The organism is Pseudomonas sp. M2(2023) (assembly GCF_030263955.1).
Taxonomy (GTDB): domain Bacteria; phylum Pseudomonadota; class Gammaproteobacteria; order Pseudomonadales; family Pseudomonadaceae; genus Aquipseudomonas; species Aquipseudomonas asiatica.
Genome location: NZ_CP127114.1, coordinates 404,002 through 423,066, shown reverse-complemented (window position 1 = coordinate 423,066; position 19,065 = coordinate 404,002). Strand labels below are relative to the sequence as shown.

The 19,065-nt window shown below is 64.6% G+C and carries 16 protein-coding genes; 8 read left to right on the top strand and 8 right to left on the bottom strand.

All coding sequences use genetic code 11. The features are described from left to right. Positions 1–86: 86 nt before the first annotated feature. Positions 87–626, bottom strand: a complete 540-nt coding sequence (locus QN085_RS01925) for a response regulator (RefSeq protein ID WP_031324351.1) — start codon at positions 624–626, stop codon at positions 87–89. 116 nt (positions 627–742) lie between these two features. On the opposite strand from QN085_RS01925, the gene QN085_RS01920 reads away from it, so the two are divergent. The 8 genes from QN085_RS01920 (at position 743) to QN085_RS01885 (ending at position 11,994) form a co-directional block, all read left to right on the top strand. Continuing rightward, the gene (locus tag QN085_RS01920; RefSeq protein ID WP_023660892.1) at positions 743–2,680 is read left to right on the top strand and encodes a DUF294 nucleotidyltransferase-like domain-containing protein; all 1,938 of its coding nucleotides are present in this window, start codon (positions 743–745) and stop codon (positions 2,678–2,680) included. Further along, the gene (locus QN085_RS01915; protein ID WP_013970547.1) at positions 2,677–3,387 is read left to right on the top strand and encodes a 3'-5' exonuclease; all 711 of its coding nucleotides are present in this window, start codon (positions 2,677–2,679) and stop codon (positions 3,385–3,387) included. The genes QN085_RS01920 and QN085_RS01915 overlap by 4 nt, the downstream gene beginning before the upstream one ends. Before the next feature lie 243 nt (positions 3,388–3,630). Continuing rightward, positions 3,631–4,149, top strand: coding sequence for an RNA polymerase sigma factor (locus tag QN085_RS01910; RefSeq protein ID WP_013970546.1), 519 nt, complete (start codon positions 3,631–3,633; stop codon positions 4,147–4,149). Next, the gene (locus QN085_RS01905) at positions 4,146–5,102 is read left to right on the top strand and encodes a FecR domain-containing protein (protein WP_041506297.1); all 957 of its coding nucleotides are present in this window, start codon (positions 4,146–4,148) and stop codon (positions 5,100–5,102) included. Before QN085_RS01910 ends, QN085_RS01905 begins: the two co-directional genes overlap by 4 nt. A gap of 219 nt (positions 5,103–5,321) precedes the next feature. Next, positions 5,322–7,757: a TonB-dependent siderophore receptor gene (locus QN085_RS01900; RefSeq protein ID WP_013970544.1), complete on the top strand. Its 2,436-nt coding sequence runs from the start codon at positions 5,322–5,324 to the stop codon at positions 7,755–7,757. A 56-nt stretch (positions 7,758–7,813) separates the two neighbouring features. Beyond that, positions 7,814–8,926 (top strand): PepSY-associated TM helix domain-containing protein, encoded by a 1,113-nt coding sequence (locus QN085_RS01895; protein ID WP_024086126.1) that lies wholly within the window; start codon positions 7,814–7,816, stop codon positions 8,924–8,926. Next, complete coding sequence (locus tag QN085_RS01890) at positions 8,923–9,108, top strand: hypothetical protein (RefSeq protein WP_003258635.1); 186 nt, start codon at positions 8,923–8,925, stop codon at positions 9,106–9,108. The genes QN085_RS01895 and QN085_RS01890 overlap by 4 nt, the downstream gene beginning before the upstream one ends. Before the next feature lie 66 nt (positions 9,109–9,174). Next, positions 9,175–11,994, top strand: coding sequence for a dermonecrotic toxin domain-containing protein (locus QN085_RS01885; RefSeq protein WP_285689345.1), 2,820 nt, complete (start codon positions 9,175–9,177; stop codon positions 11,992–11,994). Here QN085_RS01885 and QN085_RS01880 read toward each other — a convergent pair. The 7 genes from QN085_RS01880 to waaF are packed head-to-tail and all read right to left on the bottom strand — an operon-like array spanning position 11,955 to position 18,915. Then, on the bottom strand, positions 11,955–13,397 hold the full coding sequence (locus QN085_RS01880) for a lipopolysaccharide kinase InaA family protein (protein ID WP_013970541.1): 1,443 nt from the start codon (positions 13,395–13,397) through the stop codon (positions 11,955–11,957). The two genes, QN085_RS01885 and QN085_RS01880, sit on opposite strands and share 40 nt — an antisense overlap. Continuing rightward, positions 13,397–14,149, bottom strand: a complete 753-nt coding sequence (locus QN085_RS01875; protein WP_003258637.1) for a lipopolysaccharide kinase InaA family protein — start codon at positions 14,147–14,149, stop codon at positions 13,397–13,399. Before QN085_RS01875 ends, QN085_RS01880 begins: the two co-directional genes overlap by 1 nt. Next, positions 14,146–14,880, bottom strand: a complete 735-nt coding sequence (locus QN085_RS01870; RefSeq protein ID WP_013970540.1) for a lipopolysaccharide kinase InaA family protein — start codon at positions 14,878–14,880, stop codon at positions 14,146–14,148. The genes QN085_RS01875 and QN085_RS01870 overlap by 4 nt, the downstream gene beginning before the upstream one ends. Next, positions 14,880–15,686: a lipopolysaccharide core heptose(I) kinase RfaP gene (gene rfaP, locus QN085_RS01865; protein WP_013970539.1), complete on the bottom strand. Its 807-nt coding sequence runs from the start codon at positions 15,684–15,686 to the stop codon at positions 14,880–14,882. Before rfaP ends, QN085_RS01870 begins: the two co-directional genes overlap by 1 nt. Further along, a complete protein-coding gene (locus tag QN085_RS01860) occupies positions 15,683–16,807 on the bottom strand; it encodes a glycosyltransferase family 4 protein (RefSeq protein WP_013970538.1) in 1,125 nt (374 codons plus the stop codon). The genes rfaP and QN085_RS01860 overlap by 4 nt, the downstream gene beginning before the upstream one ends. Further along, the gene (gene waaC / locus QN085_RS01855) at positions 16,807–17,865 is read right to left on the bottom strand and encodes a lipopolysaccharide heptosyltransferase I (protein WP_013970537.1); all 1,059 of its coding nucleotides are present in this window, start codon (positions 17,863–17,865) and stop codon (positions 16,807–16,809) included. Before waaC ends, QN085_RS01860 begins: the two co-directional genes overlap by 1 nt. Next, on the bottom strand, positions 17,866–18,915 hold the full coding sequence (gene waaF / locus QN085_RS01850) for a lipopolysaccharide heptosyltransferase II (RefSeq protein WP_013970536.1): 1,050 nt from the start codon (positions 18,913–18,915) through the stop codon (positions 17,866–17,868). It abuts the gene before it with no gap. Positions 18,916–19,065 lie beyond the last annotated feature (150 nt).

The window sequence follows — 19,065 nt, the reverse complement described above, 5'->3', positions numbered from 1 at the left end:
CCCACAGGGACTGCACAGGCCTCAAACACTGTGCGGTCCCTGTGGGAGCTGGCTTGCCGGCGATGAGGCCGGAACAGGCTCCTCAGCTAAGCGATCTGCAGTTCTTTCTTCACCAGCTCCAGCAGCCTGTCCAGATCGACCGGCTTCAGAAGAAAATCCACAACCCCCAGGTGCATCACGTCCACCGCCTCTTTCACGTCGGTATCGCCCGACACCACGATGATCGACAACGCCGCCCGCTCTGATTCGCGAACCTTGCGGATCAGGTCCAGGCCATCCTCCGGTTGCATGCGCAAATCCGTAATCATCAAGCCAATCCGTTGCTGGTAGTGCAGGTACAGCCTGGCCTCCTCGGCCCCATCCGCCCCGACACAGTCAATCCCCCGGCTTTTCAGGTACAGGATCAGCGCCTCACGATTCACCGCATTGTCATCCACCACCAGCACCAGCGGCTTGGCAGCCACGGGCGCACTTACGACGGCCAATGCCTCGCGCTCGGCGTCGCTCAGGATGTCGTGTTGCTCAGGCATGCTCATCTCGTCAAAAAATTTCCGCTTCAGCATTAGGACCGCAGAACTTGCGTAACCCGGCTGGCCTTTCGTCGGGTCTTTGACAGGGGCTCTCATAGACTTACGTCCAATGGGCACCATCCCGCCGCAAGCCGACCATGGAGGCAGAGAACAACATGGCCGGCACCTATATATATAGATATATAGTTCGGCATAGCGATACGGTCAGTTTCATGAGCAAAAAGGACGCCTACAGCCAGGCGGGCAGGACGGCAGTGCTGCAGAACATCCAGGGCACCTTGCAGTTCCTGCAGCGTTTTCCGCCGTTCAACCAGATGGAACACAGCCACCTGGCCTACCTGGTCGAACAGTGCCAGCTGCGCTTCTATGCCAGCGGCGAAAGCATCGTCAAACCTGCCGACGGGCCGGTCGAGCACTTCTACATCGTCAAGCAGGGCCGCGTGGTCGGCGAACGCCAGCATCTGGTCAAACCTGGTGTGGAGACTACCTTCGAGATCACCAGTGGCGAATGCTTCCCGCTGGCTGCCCTGCTCGGCGAGCGGGCGACACGCACCGAACATCTGGCCGGCGAGGACACCTTCTGCCTGCAGCTGAACAAGGCCGCGTTCATCCGCGTGTTCTCGATGTCGGAAGTGTTTCGGGATTTTGCCCTGCGCGGGGTCAGCAGCCTGCTCGACCAGGTCAACCAGCAGGTACGCCAGCGCGCGGTGGAAACCCTCGGCACCCAGTATTCGCTGAACACGCCACTGGGTGAACTGGCCATGCGCCACCCGGTGGTGTGCAGCCCCGACACGCCCCTGCGCGACGCCGTGCGGCTGATGCACGAGCAGCAGGTTGGCAGCATCGTGGTGGTCGACCCGCAGCGCTACCCCACCGGTATCTTCACCCTGCGCGACCTGCGGCAGGTGGTGGCGGCGGCCGATGCCGACCTGGGCGCGCCCATCGCGCGGCACATGACCGCCCAGCCGTTCTACCTCAGCCCCCAGGCCAGCGCCTTCGACGCAGCCATGGCCATGACCGAGCGGCATATCGCCCACGTATGCCTGGTGGAAAACCGACGCCTGTGCGGTGTGGTTTCGGAGCGCGACCTGTTCTCCCTGCAACGGGTCGACCTGGTGCACCTGGCACGCACCATCCGCCATGCGCCACGCCTGGATACCCTGGTCTCGCTGCGCGGCGAAATCAGCCAGCTGGTCGAGCGCATGCTGGCCCATGGCGCGTCCTCCACGCAGATCACCCAGATCATCACCCTGCTCAACGACCACACCGTGTGCCGGGTGATCGAACTGGCGCTGGCCGAGCGCGGTGACCCGGGCGTGCCGTTCAGTTGGCTGTGCTTTGGCAGCGAGGGGCGACGAGAACAAACCCTGCACACCGACCAGGACAACGGCATCCTCTTCGAAGCCGCCGACAGCACCGAAGCCGACGCCATCCGCGCACGCCTGCTGCCGCTGGCGCAATACATCAACCAGTGCCTGGCCCAGTGCGGCTTCACCCTGTGCAAGGGCAACGTCATGGCCGGCAACCCCGAGCTGTGCCTGTCGCGCAGTGAATGGGCGCGGCGTTTTGCCGGTTTTGTCCGCGAAGCCAGCCCGGAGAACCTGCTGGGCTCGAGCATCTATTTCGACCTGCGCGTGGTGTGGGGCGACGAGCAAGGTTGCGAGCAGCTGCGCCAGGGCCTGCTGGACCAGGTGGCCGACAACCGCATCTTCCAGCGCATGATGGCTGACAACGCCCTGCGCCAGCGCCCGCCGGTGGGCCGCCTGCGCGAGTTCGTGCTGACCCGCCAGGGCAACGACAAGGCCGCCACCCTCGACCTCAAGGTCCAGGGCCTGACGCCCTTCGTCGATGGTGCGCGGCTGCTGGCCCTGGCCAACGGCATCGGTGCCTGCAATACCTTGGAGCGCCTGCGCCAGCTCGTGGCCAAGGGCGTGATCGAGGCACTGGATAGCGCAGCGTATGAAGAGGCCTACCACTTCATCCAGCAAACGCGCATGCAGCAGCACCAGCGCCAGACCCGCGACAACCTGCCCTATTCCAACCGCCTGGACCCGGACAGCCTCAACCACCTGGACCGGCGCATCCTGCGCGAGTCCCTGCGCCAGGCCCAGCGCCTGCAAAGCAGCCTGGCCTTGCGGTACCAGCTATGAGCCTGTTCGCCTGGCTGCGCCCCAGTGCGCCGGAACTGGACCACGCCACGCGCCAGCGCCTGGCCCGGCTGCCCAAGCCAGCGCCATTGGGGGTGTGTACCCTGCGCGAGCAACGCTGGGTGGTGCTGGACCTGGAGACCAGCGGCCTGAACACCAACCGTGACCAGGTGCTATCGGTTGGTGCCGTCGCCATCGAAGACGGCGCCATCGACTTTGCCCAGCAGTTCGAACGCACCTTGCACCGGCCTTTGCAGAAGACCAACGCCAGCGTGCTGATCCATGGCCTGGGCCCGAGTGCCCTGGCTGCCGGTTGCGACCCGGCCGAGGCCTTGCTCGACCTGCTCGACTTCATTGGCAACAGCCCGGTGCTGGCATTCCACGCGCCGTTCGACCAGCGCATGCTGGCCCGTGCGCTGAAGGAAAGCCTGGGCTATCGCTTGCACTCGCCCTTCCTGGATGTTGCCGAACTGGCACCGATGCTCAACCCCGACACAGTGCTGCGCGAGGCCGGGCTGGATGACTGGGTCGCGCGGTTTGGCCTGCAAGTCGAGGAGCGCCATCATGCCAGCGCCGATGCCCTGGTTACCGCCGAACTGGCGCTGATCCTGTTCAGCCAGGCCCGGCGCCAGCAGCTGGACAGCCCGCTGCAGCTGGAGCAGCGCTTGCGCGGGTGGCGCAGGCGCAAGGTGCACAACCACGGCCTGTAGCTTTTCACCGCCCTTGCTGGCCTCTTCGCGGGTAAACCCGCTCCCACAGGGACTGTACTGCCTTTGATGCCCTGGAGATCCTGTGGGAGCGGGTTTACCCGCGAAGAGGCCAGCACAGGCATAACATCTGCACGACTTGGATGATGGCCATCCGATAAGCGTCCATTGCACCCACCCCCTCCCCTCTGCAACAATCGCGAATAATTATCGTTAGTTAATGCATTCGTTCCGGGGGGACGCTGCTTGTCTTCTGCACAGAGCCCACACGCCGATCTGGTCGGTGCGCTGTACCGCGACCATCGCGGCTGGCTGCTCGCCTGGCTGCAACGCAGCATGGCCTGCCGCCAACGTGCCGAAGACCTGAGCCAGGACACCTTCGTGCGCCTGCTCGGCCGTGCGCAACTGGATACGCCCCGCGAACCCCGCGCGTTCCTGGCCGCCGTGGCCAAGGGCCTGATGTTCGACCACTTCCGCCGCGCCGCGCTGGAACAGGCCTACCTGGCCGAACTGGCCCTGATGCCGGAAGTCGAACAACCTTCCCCGGAAGTGCAACACCTGATCCTTGAGGACCTCAAGGCCATCGACCGCCTGCTCGGCAAGCTCTCGAGCAAGGCCCGCGCAGCATTCCTGCACAATCGCCTGGACGGTATGAGCCATGCCGAAATCGCCGAGCACATGGGGGTTTCGGTTTCGCGGGTGCGCCAGTACATCGCCCAGGGCATGCGCCAGTGCTACGTGGCCCTGTACGGGGAGCCGACGTGAGCAGTTCACCGGTTTCGTCCCGGGTGCTGGAAGCCGCCATTGCCTGGAAGCTCAGCCTCGACAACGGCAGCGGCACACCTGACGAGCGCAGCGAATTCATGCGCTGGCATGCCGCCAGCGAGGAGCATGCCCGCGCCTGGCGCCAACTCGGTGCCATGGACCAGCGCGTGAGCGCCGCTGCCGGCCCGGCACGCCAGGCCCTGCTGCAATCGCGCGCCGGGCTGCGCCGACGTATCGGCAAGGTCGGCGGCGGGCTGGCCGGCATGTTTCTGCTGGGCTCGCTGCTGGCCTGGGTCGGCGCACCATCGCTGGCACCGAGCTACTGGCTGGCCGACCAGCGCACCGCCACCGGCGAACTGCGTACCCTGCGCCTGGAAGACGGCACCTTGTTGAGCCTGAACAGCCACACGGCCGTGGATATCGACTACGCCGGCAAGCAACGGGTGATCGTGCTGCACCAAGGCGAGATTTCGGTCGAAACCGGCCATCAGGACCCGCGCCCGCTGCTGGTGCGCACCGACGATGGCCGCCTGCGCCCATTGGGCACGCGCTTCCTGGTACGCCGCGAGGACGACGGCACGCGCCTGGAAGTGCTGCAAGCCTCGGTCGCCGCCATGCCGCTGAACAGCGGTGACGAACAGGTGCTGCGCGAAGGCCAGCAGGTGCTGATGAACGCCAACGGCCTTGGCCGGATCGGCACGGTGCCAGCCGGTGCCGACGCCTGGACCCGCGGCATGCTAGTGGTGGACAACGTGCGCCTGGCTGACCTGCTGGCCACGCTTGGCCAGTACCGCAGCGGTTACCTCGGGGTAGACGACCAGGTCGCCGATCTGCGGGTGACCGGCAGCTTCCCGCTGACCGATACCGACCTGGCACTGTCGTCGCTGGTGCCGGCACTGCCAGTGAAGGTCGAGCGGCATACGCCGTGGTGGGTGACCGTCGTTCCCAAATAAACCTGCACCGGCCTCTTCGCGGGTAAACCCGCTCCCACAGGGTTGCACCAGCCTCAAAGCCCCCGCGATCCCTGTGGGAGCGGGCAAGCCCGCGAAAGGGGCGGTACAGGCGAAAACCAACTTCAAATAATTCTCAATTTTTTTCATATTCGCCCTGTCACTTTTCAAATCTCGCTCGGCAAGGAAGCAGAAAGCACTTATCCGTCGAGGAGCCTCTGCATGTCCCGTGCTGTTGATCGTATCCTGCGCCCCAGCCTGATGGCCCTGGCCATCGCCGTGACCGCACCATTGGCCAGCCCTGCCCTGTTCGCCGCCGAGCAATCCGCTCAGCGCGCCTACGACCTGCCCAGCGCCCCGCTGGCCACCACTCTCAACCAGATCGCCAGCCAGGCCGGCATCGCCCTGGCCATCGACCCGGCACTGGTCAGCGGCCGCACCTCGGCCCCGGTGAGCGGGCAGTTCGATGGCCTTGGTGCCCTGCAGGCCGCCCTGCGCGGCACCGGCCTGCAACTGCAGCAAAGCAGCGTGGGCAGCTACAGCCTGGTGGCTACGCCGGAAGGGACACTGGCGTTGCCGGAGACTGCGATCAATGCGACTTCCAGCTATGAAAGCGCCTGGGGGCCGGTAGACGGTTACACCGCGACCCGGACAGCAGCGGGCACCAAGACCGACACCGCCATCGCCGAGCTTCCCCGCTCGGTAAGCGTGATCACCCGCCAGCAGATGGAAGACCGGCCGGTGCTCAGCCTGAACGACGCCCTTCGCTACACCGCTGGCGTGCAGAGCAGCGGCTATGGATCCGACTCGCGCAGTGACTGGTTGCTGGTACGGGGTTTTGTGCCTACCCAGTTCCTCGATGGCCTGCCATTGCCCAAGGGCAACTACGCCACCCCCAAGATCGAGCCCTGGAACCTGGAGCGCATCGCCGTGCTGCGTGGCCCTGCCTCTTCGGTCTACGGCCAGACTCCACCAGGCGGCCTGCTGGACATGACCAGTCGTCGGCCGCAATTGGAAAGCAGCCACGAAGTCGAAGCCCAGGTTGGCAGCAACAACCACAAGCAGATCAACTTCGACAGCACTGGCAAGCTCGACGATGCAGGCCAGTTCCTGTACCGAGTGAGCGGCACCGTGCGTGACAGCGGTTCGCCGGTAGACCACATCCCGGACAAACGCTACAACATCGCGCCCAGCCTGACCTGGAACATCAACGACGACACCAAGCTGACTTTCATCAGCCAATACACCCGCGATGACACCGGCATCACCGGCCAGTTCCTGCCACTGCAAGGCACCAAGCTGGATAGCCCCGCAGGCAAGATTTCGCACCACAAGAACCTGGGCGACCCGGATTGGGAGTCCTACGACCGCACCTACTACCACCTGGGCTATGCGTTCGAGACCCGCCTGAACGATACCTGGCAGTTCCGTCAGAACCTGCGCTACGCGCGTAACGAACTGGACTTCAAGGGCATTACCGCCGGTGGTTCGATCTGGCCAGCCGGCCCGGACGAAGCTGTCAGCGCCGATGGCACCGTGCAACGCACCGCCGGTATCGTCGAGGAGGACATCTCACAGTTCGCCTTGGACAACAACTTCCAGGCCGACTTCCAGACCGGGCAGGTTGCCCATACCCTGCTGCTGGGGCTCGACCACCAGCGCTCGGACAGCAATGCCCGCTGGCGCTGGGGCTCGGCGGGTGTGCCACCGAGCAATATCCACAACCCCATCTACGGTCAGGATTTCTCGAACGTTCAGTACTTCGACATGTACGACTACGACCAGAAAACCCAGCAGACCGGCCTGTATATCCAGGACCAGATGGCGTTGGACAACTGGCGCCTGACCCTTGGTGGCCGTGAGGACTGGGTGCACACCGGCACCACCTTCCACAATCAAGGCGACGCAACCAACACCCAACGCGACAAGAAGTTCAGTGGTAACGCAGCTCTCAGCTATGTATTCGATAACGGCCTGACGCCTTACATCTCCTATGCCGAGTCGTTCCAGGCTGCCACCGGTTCCACCGTCAACAGCACCGATGCCTTCGAACCGACCGAAGGCAAGCAATACGAACTGGGCATCAAGTACCAGCCTCCAGGCAGCAATAGCCTGTTCACCGCTGCTGTGTTCGACCTGACACAGGAGAACATGTCGGTGACCGAGGGTGGTGTCACCCGCCAGGTAGGCGAAGTGCGCGTAAAAGGCCTGGAGTTGGAGGCTACCTCGGATGTGACCGAGAACCTCAAACTGGTGGGCTCGTACACCTACAACGACAGCGAAATCATCAAAGGCACCAGTGACGAGAAAGGCAAGCGCATGGCGCAGGTGCCGCGCAACCAGGCTACTGCCTGGGCTGACTACACCTGGCACAGCGGACCACTGGATGGGTTCGGGGTCGGCGTTGGCGTGCGCTACGTGGGCGACACCTACGGTAATACCACTAACACCGATTGGGGGCATGTGGGGTCCTACACCGTGTACGACGCTTCGGTGCACTACGACCTGGGCCGCCTGAACAGCACCCTCAAGGGGGTGACCGTAGCCGTGGATGCGAAGAACCTGTTCAACAAGGACTACTTGTCTACCTGTGACGGGTACTACTGCTACTACGGCGACGAGCGCAACGTGGTGGCCAGTGTCAATTACAAGTTCTGAGTGAACGGGGGCCGCTTTGCGGCCCCAGCTTCCAACAGGCAAAAATCGGTACCGTGATGAAAAGCCCAACCATCCGCCGCTGGTCGGTGATCCACACCTGGAGCAGCCTGGTCTGCACCCTGTTCCTGCTGTTGCTGGCAGTCACCGGCCTGCCGCTGATCTTCCACCACGAGCTCGAACACCTGCTCGGCGACGCCCCAGAACTGCGTGAAATGCCAGCCGATACACCACATCTGGACCTGCAGCAGTTGGTGATCAAGGCCGAGCAGCACCGCCCCGGCGAGGTCATGCAGTACTTCGGCTACGACGAGGACGAAGCCAACGGCGTAGTGGCCATAACCGCCGTCACCGCCGGCACCGAACCCAATTCGTCGCACACCTTCATGCTCGACGCCCGCACCGGTGAAGCCGTGGCCATGCCGGCCGCCAACGGCGGCTTCATGATGACCATGCTGCGCCTGCACGTGGACATGTTCGCCGGCCTGCCCGGCAAGCTGCTGCTGGCCTTCATGGGCGTGCTGTTCGTCGTGGCGATCATCTCCGGCACCGTGCTCTATGCACCGTTCATGCGCCGCCTGGACTTCGGCACGGTGCGCCACGGTAAATCCCGTCGCCTGCGCTGGCTCGACCTGCACAACCTGATCGGTGTGGTCACCTTGGCATGGGCACTGACGGTAGGCGTGACCGGTGTCATCAGCGCGCTGTCGGACCTGGTCATCGCCGCCTGGCGCAACGACAGCCTGGCCGCCATGGTTGCCCCGTACCGTGATGCCCCACCGCTCACCGAACGCGCCCCGGCAACTCACCTGCTGACCATCGCCGAACAGGCCGCCCCCGGCATGCGCCCGGACTTCATCGCCTTCCCCGGCACACGCTTTTCCAGTGAGCACCACTATGCGGTGTTCATGAAGGGCGCCACGCACCTGACCTCGCACCTGCTCACGCCCGTGCTGATCGATGCGCGAACACTGGCAGTGACCGCCGTCGGCGAACGCCCCTGGTACATGGATGCCATGGGCCTGTCGCAACCACTGCACTTCGGCGACTACGGCGGCCGGCCAATGCAAATCCTGTGGGCGCTACTCGATGTGCTGACCATCATCGTCCTCGGCAGCGGCTTGTACCTGTGGTGGGGCAAACAACGCACGAAGCGGGAGGCGCGGGCATGAGCCACAAGTCACAGCCGACCTGGCGCATCTTCATCTGGCCGATGGTCGTGGCCCTGCTCACTGCCGTGGGGCTATTTGCCGCCTTGCTGGGGGACGGGGTCTGGGACAGCCTGGCCTGGCTCGGCCTGGGGCTGTCGGCGGCTCTTGGCCTGCAAGGTTTCTACCCTCGTCCACGGCAGTAGCCGGGTAATACCCGCACCCTCTTTTGCCGCGACATGGTTGGCTGCCATTTTCCAAGGAGCCTTACCATGACACCTTTGCAGCGCCTCGAAGCGCTCGATCAACAACTGATCGCCCTTGAGCAAGGCAAACCCGAACTGGCGGGCGAAACGGAGCCGGCCGCCATGCGTCAGCGTTTTTTCGGTGACCTGGCAGCGTTCTGGAACGACCCTGTCGAAGCAGGCCACAGCCGCGCCCGACAACTGCGCGAACTGCGTCATGAGCAACTTCTGGCCGAGCTGGAACTGCGCCTCGCCGACCAGACCCTGGACTACAGCCACATCAGCCTGCTGCGCACCTCCCTGGAGCTGCCGCTACCCTGGCAACGCAACCACCTGCCAGACTCCCACCGGGCCCAGGTTTATCGGCCGGTATTCAATCGTTCAAGCCCCCATGGCCGGTTGCCGTTACCCGGCGTGCTGGTACTGGTGGCAGAAGCACCGGAAGGGGCCATTGCCGAGCCCGCAACAGCCACAGGCCAGGCACTGCTGTGCAGCGTGTCTCATGGCGTTGAAGGCTTCGCCAACCTGGCCGAACTGCACAGGGAGCTGTGCGAGCGCCTGGACGACCCCATGCAAAGCCGGCCAATGCTGCAATTGCTACCTCGCCTGCAGGACCAGCAACTGGTCCGGTGTGCCGACCGGCTGCGCTACGAGTGGTTTACCGGCGACCTGGTCGAGCAACAGGCCACTGACGTGATCGACGCGCAGCATCAACGGCTCACCATCGCCTGGCACGCCGCCTGGGCGCTTGACCAGAACCCGAATCTACCGGCACTGAAAAGCACCCTTGCCGAACAGCAGTCACTGACCGATCTCATGGGCAGCCAATATGCGTTGTCCACCCGTTATGCGCTGCTGCTGGAAAAACACCTGCCCGCCTGGCTGCGCCAGAGCTCCACGCAAAGCCTGACGCACATCATGCAAACGGTCCAGGAGCTCGCCGGGGCCATCACCCAGGCCGCTGCACCCGGCCTTTTGACCCTTGAGGCGTTCGGCAATCGCCACCACCTGCTGGCATGGGTGCGCGAACGTCTCGGCAAGGCGCTGCGGCGCGAATTCTCCATCGGATTGCCTGCCGAAAAAGTCTGCATAACCGTCACACTTGCACACCGCACCGGCCCGCTGATCAACCCGCTGGCACCTTCGGGTTACGTGGCCGTTGCCAACCGTCGCCATGTCGGTGGCACCATCGAACTGGTAACCACCACCTACCGCCTGGACGAGCTGGCCCTGCTGAACATCGGCTGGTTCGACGTCGATTACTGGCTAACTGCCCGGATACACAACGAGGACGGCTCCACGCTGGAATCAATATCCGCGGAAGGGGTAAAGCGCCTGGTGCGTGAGCTAGACGCCGGCAGTGGCTACATCCGCTACCTGCGAACCCACCTGCTGGAGTCTCCAGGTGCGCGATGGCGCATGCAATGCCACGGCAACATGAACCGCGCCCGCATGCGCGCCGAGGCGGCCAAGGCCCGCTATGCCAGGCACTTTCTGAACGATACCCGCGAGCGGGGCTATCGCTGGGTCAAAGCCGTCACCGACCACCCCGACAACAATTGGCGCCCTACCATCGACGAGCATCGTATCGCGGTGCGCCAACTGATCATCGACGGGCACACGCTGCAAGGGGTACTGCTGCTCAATGCCGAGAGCGACAACCAGCCGTCGCTGGTGCTGTATACGCCGGACGCTCCCGACCGGCGCGCATGGCGTGAATTCCCCGATACCCGGGCGCTGCTCAGAACCCTTCGCAGCACGCCGTCCTTGCGAAAGTACCTGATCCAGCGCGCGCCTCTGGCTGATGGCAAGCGGCTCGACAAGTTGGTGCGCAAAGGCCGCCTCGGGCCATATGTGCAAAGACCAATGATCAACGGCAACCTCTTCGATGCCCTTTACAAGGCCCAGGTCCACGCCATGATCGCCGAGGCCGATACCAACAGCCGCAGCAACCGCGAGCTGCTCGGCGAGTACGGGCTGTCGACGCTGCGCCTGGTTCTCGACATGATCAGCCTCGTGCTACCGGCCCCGACAATGTCAGCCCTGGCCTTCGGCCGTATGTCGATTTCGCTGTGGGACGGCTTCGAAGCCCTGGAAAAAGAGGATTATGCAGCAACCTTCCACCACGCCATGGCCGCTTTGAGCCACAGCGCCGATGGGTTGTCCAGTTTCGCTGGTTCGCCCCTCATGCGCAGGGCGATGCGCGGCCTGCCACCGCAACCTCCGCGCCCACTGCCGAATACCCACGAAGCGGCCGTGGATGTGAGCAAGCTGCGCTACCGGATCGACGGCGTTCATGGCGAGGAAGTGTACGAACAGATCAACAGCGTGCCAGGTCCGGACCGGTACTTCGTCAAGGACAGCCAGGGGCGGTTGTACAACGTCCACTTCGACGGCTATCGCTGGCGGGTACTCGACCCCAGGCAGCCGGATGCCTACGCGCAACTGCCGATCAAACGGCTGCGCAACGGCAATTGGGTGGTCGATTCCATCGTGCTTTGGCACGACGGGTTGCCTGACATAGCCCACCTGTTGGAAGAGGTACGCCTGCAACAACCATTAGCGGGCGAACCGGTGGCAGGGGACGCCGACCTGCACGACGCTGGGGGGCAACTCTATTTGCAGTTGGGTAACCATCAGTTGCCGGTTCGACGGCACCTGCTTGCCGGGCAATACCATTTGCTGCTGCCCGAGAAGGCACTGGGCGCAGTCCACGCCTGGGCAGTATTGCGCCAACAGGGCGGCCAATGGCGCATTCGCGTGCGCCAGCCAGGCCGCAGCAGCGACTGGCTGGCACTGCCGGCGGATTACTCGGCCAGCTTGGGCAGCAACCGGTCCAGCCGCTGATGCAAGGCACTGCCACTCGGCCAGTTGCGCAGCAGCCGCGCCCGATCACGGGCGTAGGCCGGGGCGAAGCTGAGCTGGGTGGCGTGCTGGCACATGGCGTCAAGGTCGATCAGCGACCATTGGCCGTTGTGCCAGAACAGGTTGTGGCCCTTGAAGTCACCATGGCTGATACGCTCGCGAATCAGCTGCTGCATCACATGCACCAGGGCATCCACCTGCTCCTCGGGCGCATCGCCGTTATCCACATAGGGCGCGAAGCATTCGGCCAGGTCTGGGCCATCGATATACTCGGTGACCAGGTAGGCACGGCTTCGCAGCCCCATCACCCGTTGCTCCAGCACCGCGAGTGGACGCGGCGTGGCAATGTCGAGGAATTCCAGGCGATGGCCTTCGATCCAGGAATGCCACGCCCGGCTCGGGCGCCAGAAGCGCTTGAACCAGTGCGCGGTGTTCTTGATGTTGTAGCGCTTGAGCACCAGCGTGCGCCCGCCAACCTCGATGCGCGCCACACTGGCCGCACCACCGGTCTTGTACAGGTGACCCTGGTCGATCAACGCGTCGGCCTGCTCCAGTACCGGCAGCATGGCTTCGACCTCGTCGCGGCGGATTGCCCGCAAGCCCGAAAGGCTGCGCTCGACACTGAACAGGCTGCATTCACGACCAGCCTTTTCCAGGTAATCCTTCTGGCGCCAGCTGCGCACCTTGTCTACCTGCTTCTGCAGGGCTTCCAGCGGCAGCGCATGCTCGGCGTTGGCCAGCAGATAGTGCACCAGCAATTCTTCGATGAAAGGCTCCAGGCGCTTGGGGAGCTGAGCGAAGAACACCCCCAGGTTTTCCAGCACACGCGGGCGTGACAGCTGCTGGCCAGGCGTTTCGGCCTTGATGCCGGCGCCGTCGATCAGGTACAGCTTGCCGCCGTGGCGCAGCAGGTTGTCCAGGTGCAGGTCTTCCTGCCACAGGCCCCGGGCGTGCATGTGCGCCACTGCAGTGAGCGCCTCGCCCAGCACCAGATGCTGCTCGTCTGCCAACACCGGCAAGCTCTCCACTGCCGCCCAGGCATCGGCCAGGCTCTCGGCGCCGTCGAGGAATTCGAACAGCAGCCAGCCGCCCTCGCCTTCCTTGAGGCCGTCAGCCAGCAGCTTCGGCGTGGTCAGGCCCTGCTCGGCCAGCAGTTTCACGCCTTGCAGTTCGCGCTGGAAATGCCGTGCAGCGTTACCACCGACCAGCAGCTTGGCCAGCACCGGGGTACCGCGCCACACGCCGGCACCCACATAGCGCTGGCCCGGCAGCACGCGCAGCAGGCTGAGCAATTGCAGGTCGGCCGTGCCGGCGGCATCGGCCAGGGTGATGCTCAGGGGCAACGAGGGGCTGCGCCCGGCCTCTTTCAATTCAGACAAACGCATCAGCGGGCCTCTTTTTCACGACGGCGTTGCGTCAGGCGTTGCAGCCAGGTATCGACCAGCGTGCCATCGGCAGGCTGCGCCAGGTAGCTGGCCAGTAAGGTACGTACATCGCGCTCGCCCCAGACCGGTGCGCGGCGCAGCAACGGTTCCAGGTCCTTGAGGCGGTCACGCATGCCGAACAGCAGGGGTCGGGTCTTCTCCAGGTCGATCAGTTGCGCGTCCCAGCCTTCGCGGCGCTGACGCAGGAAGATGTGCTTGGGGTAGAAGCAACCATGCACCTGGCCGGCGCTGTGCAGGGTGCGCGCCAGCTGGCCGCAGGCATGCAGGACACCATTGCGTTCGGCATCGCTCAGTTGTGGCCACCGGGCCAGCAAGCTGTCGAGGTCGGCCCATTCGTCCAGAGCACGAGTCATCAGGATCGCCCGATGCGTGCCGCCTTTCTTGCGCTCGCCGTAGAACACCGCCTGCAAGGCCGGAATCTGCAGTTTCTGGTAACGGCTGATGTTGCGGAATTCGCGGGCGAAGGTCGGCTCGCCGAATGGCCGGTGCAGGGTACGGGTCAGGTAGTCGCTCTGGCGCTTGAGGTAGTAGCCCTTGCCCTCGAGCTCCAGGCGGTACACGCTGCTCCAGCCACCGCGGCCGGTGTTCGGTTCGTCCACGGCATCCAGTTGCAGCGCCCACAGTGCCTCGAAGTCGTCCAGGCCATGGCGCTTGAGCAGCGCGAGGTCCGCGCTGGCCAGGTAATCGGTCATTCCCTTCCCTCGAAAAAGCTCACCACCTGGCGAATGCGCTTCTTGTCACGCACATTCAGCCGGTCGCGGCCACGATATTGCAGGTAGAAACGCAGGCGCTGGGTCGCCGACAGGTGGTATTTGGCCACTTTGTCCAGGCATGCCAGGTCCTTGATCATCCGGTGCCGCCACATGAAGCCGCGCCAGAAATCGCCGGTGGGGCAGTCGATGAAGAATAGCGTGCCCTGGTCGTCGACCAGCAAGTTGCGCCATTTCAGGTCGTTATGGGCGAAGTGGTGCTGGTGCATGACCCGGGTGTGGCGCGCCAGCTGGCTGCTGACATGCCCGACCCAGGCGCGATCGGCCAGGCGTGCATCGTTACGCTCGGCCAGCGCCGACAAGTCTTCGGTATGCGGCAGTTCGCGGGTGATCATGGCCCCCCGGCCAAAGGCCAGGCCATTGCGCTCCAGGCCCCAGGCCACCACTTCGGCAGTGGGGATGCCCCACTTGTCGAACTGCTTGAGGTTCTGCCATTCGGCCTTGATCCGCGGCCGGCCCAGGTAACGGCGCATGTGCTTGCCGGCCCCGGTGTAGCGCTTGACGTAATAATTGACCCCGTCACGCGTGATACGCACCACCTCACTGAGCGGGTCGCGGGTCAGGCGCTCGCCTTGCAGGGCAAATACCGCTTCCAGGCTGCCGAAGTCCGCCGCCAGGTGTTGGTAGCCTGGCGCCAGTGTCCACCCCGCCATCAGAGTGCATCCCCATAACGTTGCTTGCGGTCATAGAGTTTCTGCGCCTTGCGCTCCAGCCAGGCGAGCAGCGCGGCTTCATCCTTAAGGACCTGCCGCAGCGGGCGCTGGAAGTAACCGCGCAGGAAGCGCAGCTTGTCGCGTTGGGTCAGGCCGATGTCCAGCGCCGAGAAGTACAGCGCGGCCAGGTCCTTGTCGCGCCAGCGGCGGCTGATTTTCGCCCGGGTCTGCGCGCGGTGCAGGTCGATTACCGACAGTTTGAAGTCTTCCGCCGTCACCGGGCGGTCGGTGTGCAGCAGGAAGTGGCAGATGTAGCAGTCGCGGTGGTTGACCCCGGCGCGGTGCATGCCGCCGGTCATCTTCGCCACTTCGGCGATCAGCGCGCGCTTCAGGCGCGGCTCGGGCGGCTGCCTGACCCAGTCGATGCTGAAGTCTTCCAGGCTGATGGTCGGCGCCAGCTCTTCGGTGATGATGAACGAGTGCTGCGCGGCCGGGTTGCTGCCACGCTCGCCATAGGCGACGGCTGTCATGGTCGGCACGCCAACCTGGTGCAGGCGCTGTATGGCCTGCCATTCCTGGCCGGCGCCGAGTACCGGCAGCTTGGCGGTAAGCAGGTTCTTGAAGATCTCGCCCCAGCCGATGCCGCGGTGGATCTTGACGAAAAAGCCCTCGCCAGCGACTTCGGTGCGCAGCGTGCGGCGCCCTTCCAGTTCGCGATAGACCTCGCCTTGCAGCGCCTCCACGGCATCGAAGGCATCACGCCCGGCCCACAGGCGCTTGAACGGTTCGGCCAGTATCAGCTTCATGCGGACTCCTGCCCCAGGATCACGTCGGCGGCATGCTGCGGCATGCTGTACAGATCGGCGGTTTCAGCAAACGCCAGGCCGTTGCGCGACCAGCTGGCGCGGGCCTGCTGGTCTTCGAGCATGCGCTGCAGGTAGCCATTGAGCTGTTCCTGCTCGAACGGCTCGTCCAGCACCAGGCCACTGTCGGCCTCGGCGATATAGTGGGCGTAGCCGCATACTTTGGAGACCAGCACCGGCAGGCCGGCCACCAGTGCCTCGAGCAGCACCGTGCCGGTGTTCTCGTTGTACGCCGGGTGGATCAGCAGGTCGGCGCCAAGCAGAAAGCGCGGGATGTCGCTGCGGCCCTTGAGGAACTGCACCTGCTCGCCCAGGCCCAAGGTAGCGCTTTGCAGCTGGAACACCTTGGGGTCATCCTGGCCTATCACCATCAGCCTGGTACGTTTGCGCAAGGCCGATGGCAGCGCGGCCAGGGCCTTGAGGCTGCGGTCAACGCCCTTGGTCTTGAAGCCTGAGCCAATCTGCACCAGCAGCAGGTCGTCATCGCCCAGGTTGAATTCCTTGCGGAACTCGGCGCGGATTTCGCCGGCATTGGCCGGCGCGCGGCGGTCCTGGGAAATGCCCGGCGGCAGCAGGTGGAAACGCTCCACCGGGGTGCCGTAGTGCTTGATGAACAGCGGCTGCTGCACTTCGGAAATCATCAGCACTTCGGTATGGGCGTCCTTGGCGAACACCGCACGTTCGTACTCGGCAAAGTGCCGGTAGCGGCCCCAGCGGCGGTACAGGCCGCCACGCAGGGTCTGCGCCTTGTCCTCGAAGCAGCCGTCGGCGGCGTAGTACACATCCAGCCCAGGCATCTTGTTGAAGCCGATCAGGCGGTCGACCGGGCGCTTGGCCAGGTCGGCGGCCATCCAGGCGCTGAGCTTCTCGTTGCGGCGGTGATTGAAAATCGCCTTCACCGGCGCCACCAGCACTTCGAAGCCCGGCGGAATGTCACCCTCCCAGATCAGCGTGTACACACGGATCTGGTGGCCCCGCTTCTGGCATTCCAGGGCAATGCGCATGAAGTCGCGCTGCAGCCCGCCGAAGGGGAAATATTTGTAAAGCACGAAAGCCAGTTGCATCAACGGACATCCTCAGCCAGCAGCAACGCGCTCAAGCGGCTCGCCACATGCTCGGGATTCAGGCGAGTGAAGCACAGCGGCCACTCGCGTTTCAGATCGAACCGGCGCAGGTCGTCGGCGCTCGGTTTGTAGGTGCACTTCTTCTGCAGGCAGGGCGCGCAGGGCCAGTCACTGGCCTGGTGAATCTGGGTCCGTCCGTAGGCGCCGGTCAGGCCCGGGTTGGTCGGGCCGAACAGCGAAATGGTGGGCACATCAAGTGCCGCCGCCAGGTGGCCGAGGCCGGTATCGACCGCCACACAGGCTTTTGCCGCCGCCAACACGCGTGCGACGCCGGCAAGGTTCAATTTGGGGAGCACCTGGCAGTTGTTCAAGCCCTGGGCGATGCGCTCGGCCCGCGCCTTCTCGGCCGGGTTGCCCCACGGCAGGCGCACTTCCAGCTTGCGCCGGCCCATGCGCTCGGCCAGTTCGCGCCAGTAGGCTTCAGGCCAGTGCTTGGTCGCCCAGGTGGTACCGTGCAGGAACACCACATAGGGGGCGGCCGGCGGCAGTTGCAGGCGCTCGAGGTCGAGGCCGTAGTTGCCGATGCCTTCCGGCAGGTCGTAGGCCAGGGCCATGGCGAACAGCTGGCGCACCCGCTCCACCGCGTGCTGGCCGGTGGCAACCGACAGGCGCCGGTCATAGAAGCGGCTGGCCCAGCCCTCCCGGGCCGAGTAGCGGTCCAGGCCAGCCACCGGCGCCTTCACGTAGCGGGTCAGCCAGGCCGACTTGACCAGGCCCTGGGCGTCGATCACCAGGTCGTACTTGCGCTCGCGTACACGCTGCTTGAATGCCTTCCACTCACCGCTCTTGATGGTTTGCCAGAGGTTCTTGCGCCAGCGGCGAATGGCCACCGGGATCACCTGGTCGACCGCCGGGTGCCAGCTGGGGATTTCGGCGAAGCCTTCTTCCACCACCCAGTCGAAGCGGATGCCCGGGATGGCCTGGGCCGCATCGGTAAGCGCCGGCAAGGTGTGGATCACATCACCCAGCGACGAAGTCTTGATGATCAGTACCCGCACTTAGTCGACCTCGGCCACGGTATCGATCAGGTCCGGCCCGGTCAGGCTGTGCAGGGCAGCGATGACTTTGCCCGGTTCCAGCAGGCGCAGGCAGTTGTAGTGGCCGAAGCGGCAGGTGCGGTCGAAGCACGGGCTGCACTCGATGCCGGTGCGCACCACTTCCACATGCTCGGCCAGCGGCGGGGTGAAGCCCGGCGAGGTCGAGCCGTACACCGCCACCAGCGGGCGGTTCAGCGCGGCGGCCACGTGCATCAGGCCCGAGTCGTTGGACACCACGGCATGGGCGCAGGACATCAGGTCGATGGCCTCGGCCAGCGAGGTTTCGCCGGCCAGGTTGGACGACTCTTCACGCAAGCCCGGGATCAGCCGATCGCGAATCTGCTCACCGACCGGGTGATCGTTTTTCGAGCCGAACAGCCACACCTGCCAGCCCTGGCGGATCATCGCATCGGCCACGGTGGCGTAGTGCTCGGCCGGCCAGCGCTTGGCCTCGCCGAACTCGGCACCGGGGCACAGCGCCAGCACCGGGCGGTCCAGCTCCAGGCCGAACTTGGCAAGGGCGGCGTCGCGGCTTTGCGCTTCGATCTGAAGGCTGGGGCGCGGGTACGGCTGCGGCAGCTCGGCGCCGGGTGCGTAGGCCAGGGCCATGAAGCGCTCGATCATCAGCGGGTAACGGGCCTTGTCCAGCTTGCGCACGTCGTTGAGCAGGCCGAAGCGCATTTCGCCGCGCCAGCCGGTGCGCTTGGGGATACCGGCAAAGAACGGCACCAGCGCCGACTTCAGCGAGTTGGGCAGCAGGATGGCCTGGTCGTACTGGCCGGCCAAGGACTTGCCGATGCGTCGCCGCGTGGCCAGTTCCAGTGCGCCGTGGCCGAGCGGGAAGCTCAGGGCCTGACGGACCTCGGGCATGCGTTCGAGGATCGGCCGGCTCCACTCGGGGGCCAGCACATCGATCACGCAGTCGGGGTGCTGCTGTTTCAGGCACTGGAACAGGGTCTGCGCCATCACCATGTCGCCGACCCAGCTGGGGCCAATGATCAGTATTCTCATGCTTAGTCCAGAAACGCTCGGGGAGGCTACAGGCTGCGGTACAGCCTGGCCTCCCCTCTTTATATTCAGGCTATGTGGCGGACAGTGTACCACTCAGGCATATCCGCCGCTGATTGCAGACCCTGTGGGAGCGGGTTTACCCGCGAACAC